This window comes from Burkholderia sp. FL-7-2-10-S1-D7, from assembly GCF_001524185.1.
In the GTDB taxonomy this organism is placed as follows: Bacteria; Pseudomonadota; Gammaproteobacteria; order Burkholderiales; family Burkholderiaceae; genus Burkholderia; species Burkholderia diffusa.
Window position 1 is genome coordinate 24,712 of record NZ_LOWY01000071.1, and the last position, 8,044, is coordinate 32,755.

8 protein-coding genes are annotated in these 8,044 nt (G+C 64.1%); 1 reads left to right on the top strand and 7 read right to left on the bottom strand.

From position 1 onward, the window contains the following. Positions 1–68 precede the first annotated feature (68 nt). Positions 69–587 carry an Hcp family type VI secretion system effector gene (locus WS75_RS21515; protein WP_059682958.1) on the top strand — a complete coding sequence of 173 codons (519 nt, stop codon included), beginning with the start codon at positions 69–71 and terminating at the stop codon, positions 585–587. A 273-nt stretch (positions 588–860) separates the two neighbouring features. Here the strand turns inward: WS75_RS21515 and WS75_RS21520 are convergent, their stop codons facing one another. From WS75_RS21520 to WS75_RS35125, 7 genes are all read right to left on the bottom strand, one after another. Further along, a complete protein-coding gene (locus WS75_RS21520; RefSeq protein ID WP_156429843.1) occupies positions 861–2,243 on the bottom strand; it encodes an MFS transporter in 1,383 nt (460 codons plus the stop codon). Between the two features lie 692 nt (positions 2,244–2,935). Further along, entirely contained in the window at positions 2,936–4,147 is a 1,212-nt protein-coding gene (locus WS75_RS21525; RefSeq protein WP_059682960.1) for a M24 family metallopeptidase, read from the bottom strand. Positions 4,148–4,378: 231 nt separating this feature from the next. Then, positions 4,379–5,395 carry a GlxA family transcriptional regulator gene (locus WS75_RS21530; RefSeq protein WP_059682961.1) on the bottom strand — a complete coding sequence of 339 codons (1,017 nt, stop codon included), beginning with the start codon at positions 5,393–5,395 and terminating at the stop codon, positions 4,379–4,381. Between the two features lie 94 nt (positions 5,396–5,489). Next, a complete protein-coding gene (locus tag WS75_RS34345; protein WP_218919281.1) occupies positions 5,490–5,594 on the bottom strand; it encodes a M14 family metallopeptidase in 105 nt (34 codons plus the stop codon). Positions 5,595–5,832: 238 nt separating this feature from the next. Continuing rightward, positions 5,833–6,687: a 3-hydroxybutyryl-CoA dehydrogenase gene (locus tag WS75_RS21535; RefSeq protein WP_059682964.1), complete on the bottom strand. Its 855-nt coding sequence runs from the start codon at positions 6,685–6,687 to the stop codon at positions 5,833–5,835. Between the two features lie 38 nt (positions 6,688–6,725). Next, complete coding sequence (gene bktB, locus WS75_RS21540) at positions 6,726–7,919, bottom strand: beta-ketothiolase BktB (RefSeq protein ID WP_059682965.1); 1,194 nt, start codon at positions 7,917–7,919, stop codon at positions 6,726–6,728. A gap of 49 nt (positions 7,920–7,968) precedes the next feature. Next, positions 7,969–8,044: 4Fe-4S dicluster domain-containing protein (locus tag WS75_RS35125; protein ID WP_133168007.1), on the bottom strand; the 76-nt coding region annotated here is incomplete at its 5' end.

Below are 8,044 nucleotides of genomic sequence, written 5' to 3' on the forward strand. Positions count from 1 at the left end.
GGTTGTTGCTATCACTGATGGCGCATCGGGCCACGGGCCTTTCATCACAAAACGGAGTAATACAAGCTATGCCTACACCCGCCTATATCAGCATCCATGGCAAGACCCAAGGCAACATCACCAAAGGCGCCTTCACCGCCGATTCCGTCGGCAACGTCTACCAGGAAGGCCACGAAGACCAGATCCTGGTCCAGGAAATCGAACACCTGATCGCGACGCCGACCGATCCGCAGAGCGGCCAGCCGTCCGGCCAGCGCGTGCATAAGCCGTTCACCTTCACCGCGCCGCTGAACAAAGCCACGCCGCTGCTGTACCAAGCGCTGGCCTCGGGCGAGATGCTCCCCGAAGTGGAAGTGAAGTGGTACCGCACCTCGACCGAAGGCAAGCAGGAGCACTTCTTCACCACCAAGCTCGAAGACGCCACCATCGTCAACATCAATGCCGCGCTGCCGCACGCGCAGGACCCGAGCAAGGCCGAGTACACCCAGTTGATCAAGGTCGCGATGGCCTACCGCAAGATCACCTGGACCCACGCCATCGCCGGCACGGAAGCCTCCGACGACTGGCGCAAACCGCAAGAAGGCTAAATCTGCCTAATCGCAAGGCTGGCGCATTGCCAGCCTTGTTTGACGCACAGACCGGCTGCCCACCCGAAGGACGGTCAAGCGCTTCTTGTCCGCGCTTTCTGCTTCCGCAAAGCTTATTTGCCGTTTCATCGTCGTGGGCTCGTTCCGCGCTCCGCGCGAACGACGTCATCACGAACGCCGAGAACGCGAACGCCGCGCGGCAGACATTCGACACTGCCACACGGCGCTTCGCTTCAAGCGGAGCGCAAACCGGCCAAACGACTCATTGCATCGTCAATCGTCCGCAAGCGGCCGCTTCGACGTCTCGCTGCTCGCGAGCATCGCAACCAGCGCGATACCCGCCGCCCCAACCAGATACCATGCCGGCGCGAGCTTGTTTCCAGTCGCCCCAATGAGCCACGTCGCGACCAACGGTGCCGTCCCGCCGAACAGAGCATTCGCCGTATTGAAGCAGAACGCAAAGCCGGTGTAACGCACGCGTGTCGGGAAAATTTCCGACAGGAAGCAAGGCAAAGTCCCGTCGTTCATCGTCAGCAGCGCGCCGAACGCGATCTGGATCATCACGATCGTCACGAAGCTCGCGCCGGCCAGCCCCTTGAACAGCGGCACCGTCAGCACCGCGAACAACACCGATGCGCCGATCAGCATCGTCTTGCGCCCGACCCGATCCGAAAGCGCGCCCATCAGGAAGATCAGCCCGATATACGCCGCCAGCGAAACCGTCGCCGCGATGAACGACTCGGTCTCGCCGACACCCATCTCGGTAGACAGGTAGGTCGGCATGTAGCTCAGCACGAGATAGAACGCGACGGCGTTCAGACACGTCACGCCGAACGCGATCAGCATCTTGCCGCGATGCTGCGTCAGCAGCTCGGTGGCCGGCGCCTGCGCGACATGGTGCGCGCCTTCGAGCGCCTTGAACTTCGGCGTGTCCTCGAGACGAATACGGATATAGCGTCCGACTACGCCGAACGGCGCAGCCAGCAGGAACGGCAGACGCCAGCCGAAGTCGTGCAGCTGCTGCGACGTCAGCGCCGCGTGCATCACCGCAACGAACACCGACCCGAACAACAGGCCGGCCGCGGTGCTGGCCGGCACGATGCTGGTGTAGAACCCGCGCTTGCCTTCCGGCGCGTACTCGGCAAGGAATGCCGACGCACCCGCATACTCGCCCGACGCCGAGAAGCCCTGCACGACCCGCACCAGCAGCAGCAAGACCGGAGCGACCATCCCGACCTGCGCATAAGTCGGCAGGAATGCGATGAGGAAAGTCGAACACGACATGATCAGGATCGACAGCGACAGGGCGGTCCGGCGTCCTACCCTGTCGCCGAAGTGCCCCCACACCACACCGCCCAGCGGCCGGATCACGAACGAGATCGCGAACACGCCATACGCGGCCAGCAGCCCCGTCATCGCGTCGCTCATCGGGAAGAACACGACCGCGATGACGGTCGCGAGATACCCGTACGATGCGTAATCGAACCATTCGACGAAGTTGCCGATGAAGCTCGCACATGCGGCCCGCCTGAGCAGCCGCGTATCGGCCTCGCCGCGCGCGGCGGCGCCGTCACTCGAACGGACGGCGTCGCCATGGCTCGGCAACCATGTGCCGGCATCCGCCGACCGACCCGACATTACCTTTCTGGTACCCATGCTCAGTCTCCAAACTGAATAGTACGTTGCGGTGTCATGGCCGCCATCCGTGATTCGATCGATCGTGCGGTGAGTGCACTGCGCAGTGCCGAATCGCGACCATTCAAGCGCATGGTAGGAGCTGGAGCCCCAGGAAGATTTTCCTTTTCGACAATAGACTCTCTGAATTCGACATCGAGGGTTAACACCGCCGGCCGTCGGGCAGCACGCACGCGTCGGCAGCGATCGTGGGTCGAAAATTCGAAGTTATGCCGGAAGCCGGCATCGCACAAGCGGCGACGCATCGCGGCGCACGCACACGGAAGAACGTGATTGCCGGGCAGGACCGGATGCCCGTCGAGGGTCGTCGATGAAACGAGACAGGGAACGCGCGTCGACCGGCTGCCGGGCCGTCGGCGATGTGAAGCCGGGAAAATCGCGGAATGAGAAGGGTGACGCGGGATCGAGCAAACGGAACGGCGGATCGCCGTAGCTCGCAAAGACAGATGGCCGCATGCCTGCCGATTCAAACATCGATCGGGACGGGTTCCACGATCGGCTCGACATGCTTCGTGTAACGAAACAGCCGACGTGGACGATCCTGGCGGATCACCCTCCGTCGGCTGCATGGTTCCTTCGACACCGCGTGTGCCGTCATCCGGCAATGCGACGTCCGCCGCCGCGACGGCGGGCGTCACGCATCGACATGTCGTTCACGACTTGATGATGTTGTGTTCCGGGCCGTACGGGAAGCCGGTGATGTTGGTTGCGCCGCGCTCGCCGACGACGAGGATGTCGTGCTCGCGATAGCCTCCCGCGCCCGGATGGCCCTGCGGCAGCATGATCATCGGTTCCATCGACACGACCATGTTCGGCTCCAGCACGGTATCGATGTCCTCGCGCAGTTCGAGCCCCGCCTCGCGTCCGTAATAGTGCGACAACACGCCGAACGAGTGGCCGTACCCGAACGTGCGGTATTGCAGCAGCCCATATTCCGCATAGATCTTGTTGAGTTCGAGCGCGATATCGCTGCAGCGGACACCCGGCTTGATCAGCTTCAACCCCGCTTCGTGCACTTCGACGTTGATCTTCCACAACCGCAAATGTTCATCCGGACAATGGTCGAAGAACATCGTGCGCTCCAGTGCGGTGTAGTAGCCGGCGATCATCGAGAAGCAGTTCAGACTCAGGATGTCGCCCTTCTGCACCTTGCGCGTGGTGACGGGATTGTGCGCGCCGTCCGTGTTGATGCCGGACTGGAACCACGTCCACGTATCCATCAGTTCCGACTCGGGAAAGCGTCGCGCGATCTCGCGAACCATCGCCTGCGTGGACGCCAGCGCGACTTCATGTTCGGGCACGCCTTCATGCACGGCGGCAGCCAGCGCCGCGCCGCCGACATCGCAGACGTTCGCGCCATGCTTGATCAGCGCGATCTCCTCGTCGGACTTGATCATGCGCATGCGCATCGTCTGTGCGCCGATGTCGACGAACTCGACCGACGGCAGCGCCGCCTTCAGCTTCGACAGCATCTCGAGCGGCACATGGTCGAACTCGATGCCGACGCGGCCCCGATTGTCGATCTCGACCTGCAGCGCGCGGAAGAAATTGTCGCGCTGCCAGTCGGTATAGACGACGTTGTAGTCGCCGACCGTGCGCCGCCACGGCTGGCCGCCATCGATGTTCGCCGAGATCGACACGACCTTGTTCGGCGTGACGACGAGCCCGTACTTCCGGCCGAACGAACAATACAGGAAGTCCGAGTAGTAGTTGATGTTGTGATATGACGTGAACAGCGCCGCGTCGATGTTCTCGCGCGCCATCAGCTCGCGCAGCTTGCGCTGACGGTTCGCATATTCGGCATCGGAGAAGGTGTGCTTCACCTTCTCGCCATTCTCGATTCGAATCAGGTTCTCCATCTTCATGAGCTCGCTCCTCGGTAAAAGACGTGGTGGGTGTGAGCAAATGGTAGAAGTTCGACGGATTCGAAGATTTCTGGAATGGACATCACACTCCACGATATGGCCATTCCGGGTTAACCACCAATCCGGCACCGCCGGCCGTGCGCGCGAGCGAGCGCGGGCCTGTCCATCGGCAGGACGATCTTCGGTACGGGAATGAGTGCCGGTCGAACCCGGCAAGCGATCGCCGCCGGACTACAGCGCGTTCTGGTAGCGGCGCCGATCGGCGATCGGGGAGATCTGGAACTGTTCCTTGTAGCGCGTCGCGAAATGGGTCGTCGACGTGAATCCGGTGCGCGCGCACACCTCCTCGAGCGGGGTCGCGGTGCGGTAAAGCAGTTGCCGCGCACGCAGCAGGCGAATCTCCAGATACGCCTGCGCGGGCGACTTGCCGAGGCGATCCTGGAACCAACGCTGCAGCTGTCGCTGCGACACCTGCAAATGGACGGCGATCTCGGGCACGGAAAGCGTTTCCTCGACGTTGCTTTCCATCAGTTGCAAGGCCTCGTCCAGTTTCTCGTGCTCCGCGCCAATGTACTGGCGCAGCGACGTCTGCTGCCGGTATTCGCGGCTGCGCGGCTCCGCGACCAGCAATTCGAGCACGCGCGCGGCCAGGGCCGGGCTGCCCGGCGCGGCCGCCAGCAGATGCACCATCAGGTCGAGCGGCGCGACGCCGCCGCTGCAGGTATAGCGATCGCGATCGATTTCGTAGAGGCGGGTAGACACCGTCAGTTTCGGAAACTGCTCCATTAGCACGTCCTGGTCCTCCCAATGGATCGTGCAGCGATAGCCGTTCAACAACCCGGCGCGCGCGAGGAAATAGCTGCCGGTATCGAGGCCGCCGAGCGCGGTCCCGTTGCGTGCCTGCCGACGCAACCAGTCGATGATCGCGCCGGTCCGTCGGCGCGGGATGGGATTGGGGCCGACGACGAACACCACGTCGAATGTGCCGCTGTCCGACAGCGACACGTCCGGCACGACACCGATGCCGTCGCTCGACCGGACGACCGCATCGCCTGGCCCGATCAGTCGATAGTCGTAGACGTGCCGCCCGACGACCATGTTCGCGATCCGCAATGGATCGATCGCGGCACTCAGCGCGATCAGCGAGAAGTCGTCGACCAGCAAGAAGCCGTACCGGACGATGCGAAGGTCATGAATGCCTTCGCTCGATCGGGACGGCAGCGGCGGTACGGGCGAGGTTTTTGACATCGAGGAATCACTGCCATCGGACGGATGCGGGCATCATAGCGCCGGGTATCCGCTGGCTGCAATCAAGGTGCTCCGGCGGGCCGCCTCGTGATCGTCAGCGCGCAGGCGATTCGCGCGGATCGCCATGCAGATGCAGCCAGTGGTCGTCGCGCAGCACCGCATGCATCGGCACCGCGGAAAACGTCCCGCATTCGATCACGAGTTGATGCCTCGGCCTCGCTTTCGCGCAACGTCGCAGGCCCGAAGAATGCGTAGCGGATCCGCTCGCGCGCAACGCCCAGCCCGCGCGGCAGGCGCCAGTTTGCCTGCATGAAACCCGCCGGCCGTGCGCCATGCGATCACGTTGCCGCGCGACCTGGCGGTGCTCGACGCGAGCATGCCGCCCAAAGCACACGGCCGCCCGAAGGCGGCCGCATGAAGAGGCATCGATGCAGCGCTTACTTGCTGTAGTCGTACACCCCGCGCCCCGTCTTGCGCCCCAGCCGCCCTGCCGACACCATCTCGCGCAGCAGCGGGCACGCACGATACTTCGTGTCGCCGAAGTCCTTCAGGAACACGTCCATCACCGCGAGGCACACGTCGAGCCCGACGAGATCGGCCAGCGCAAGCGGCCCGATCGGATGGTTCGCGCCGAGTTTCATCCCCGCGTCGATCTCTTCGGCCGACGCGATGCCTTCGGCCAGCACGAAGAACGCTTCGTTGATCATCGGCACGAGGATCCGGTTCACGACGAAGCCCGGCGCGTTGCGCACGCCGATCGGCGACTTGTCGAATCGCTCGGTCAGCGCGCGCACCGCCGATGCGGTCGCGTCGCTCGTCTGCAGCCCGCGGATGATCTCGACGAGCGGCATCAGCGGCACCGGGTTGAAGAAGTGCATGCCGACGAAGCGCGACGGATCGGCGAGCAGCGCCGCGAGCGACGTGATCGAGATCGACGACGTGTTGGTCGCGATGATTGCGTCGGGCCGCGCGACCGACTCGATCTGCTTCAGGATGCGGCTCTTCAGCTCGACGTTTTCGGTCGCGGCTTCGATCACGATGTCGACCGCGGCGAGCTTCGCGTAGTCGGTCGACGTCGTAATGCGCGCGAGCGCGGCGTCGCGTGCGGCGGCGTGGAGCTTGTCCTTCGACACGAGCCGCTCGAGGCTGCCCTTCAGCGCGGCGACACCCTTGTCGAGTGCCGCATCGCTGACGTCGATCATCACTACGTTGAGTCCTGCAACGGCGGCGGTCTGCGCAATGCCGTTGCCCATGGTTCCGGCGCCCACGACGCCGACGGTTTCGATGGCCATGACGATTCCTGTGTATTCGGGTGCTGAACGGTCGATTATCAGATGTTCTCGAAGATCGCCGCAATCCCCTGGCCGCCGCCGATACACATCGTCACGAGCGCGTAACGCCCGCCGATGCGCTTCAGCTCGTACAGCGCCTTGACCGTGATCAGCGCACCGGTCGCGCCGATCGGGTGACCGAGCGAAATACCCGACCCGTTCGGGTTGACCTTAGCCGGATCGAGGCCGAGCTCCTGCGTGACCGCGCACGCCTGTGCCGCGAACGCCTCGTTCGCCTCGATCACGTCGAGATCGGTGATCTTCAGGCCGGCGCGCTCGAGCGCCTTCTGCGTGGCCGGCACGGGGCCGATGCCCATGTACGCCGGATCGACGCCCGCATGCGCATACGCGACCAGACGCGCGAGCGGCTTCACGCCCTGCGCACGCGCGGCATCCGCGCTCATCATCAGCACCGCGGCAGCGGCATCGTTGATCCCCGACGCGTTGCCGGCCGTCACCGTGCCGTCCTCCTTCACGAACACCGGCTTCAGCTTCGTGAAATCGTCCGGACCGGCGTCGTGACGCACGTGCTCGTCGGTGTCGAACGCGACCTCGCCCTTCTTCGTGCGGATCGAGATCGGCAGGATCTGATCCTTGAAGCGGCCTTCCGCGATCGCGCGCGCCGCGCGACGATGCGATTCGAGCGCGAGCGCATCCTGTGCGTCACGCGAAATGCCGTACTTGCGTGCGACGTTCTCGGCCGTCACGCCCATGTGGATCGTCTGGAACGGGTCGTGCAGCGCGCCGAGCATCATGTCGACGAGCTTCGCATCACCCATGCGCTGGCCGAAGCGCGCGGACGGCACGCTGTACGGCGCGCGGCTCATGTTCTCCGAACCGCCGCCGATGGCGATGTCGGCGTCGCCGAGCATGATCGTCTGTGCGGCCGACACGATCGCCTGCAGGCCCGAGCCGCACAGGCGGTTCACGGTCAGCGCCGGCGCGTGCTGCGCGACGCCACCGTTGATCGCCGCGACGCGCGCGAGATACATGTCCTTCGGCTCGGTGTTCACGACGTGACCGAACACGACATGCCCGACCGCGTCACCCGAAACGTTCGCGCGCGACAGCACTTCACTCACGACCTTCGCGCCGAGATCGGTCGGCGAGAAATCCTTCAGGCTCCCGCCGAAATCGCCGATCGCGGTACGGACACCGCTCACCACCACGACTTCCTTCGCTGCATTGCTCATCGTCTCACTCCGGTTCGTTCGCGCCCGCAGGCGCGGGGATGCGTTTGCGTTACATGTTCGGGTAATTCGGCCCGCCGCCGCCTTCCGGCGTGACCCACACGATGTTCTGCGTCGGGTCCTTGATG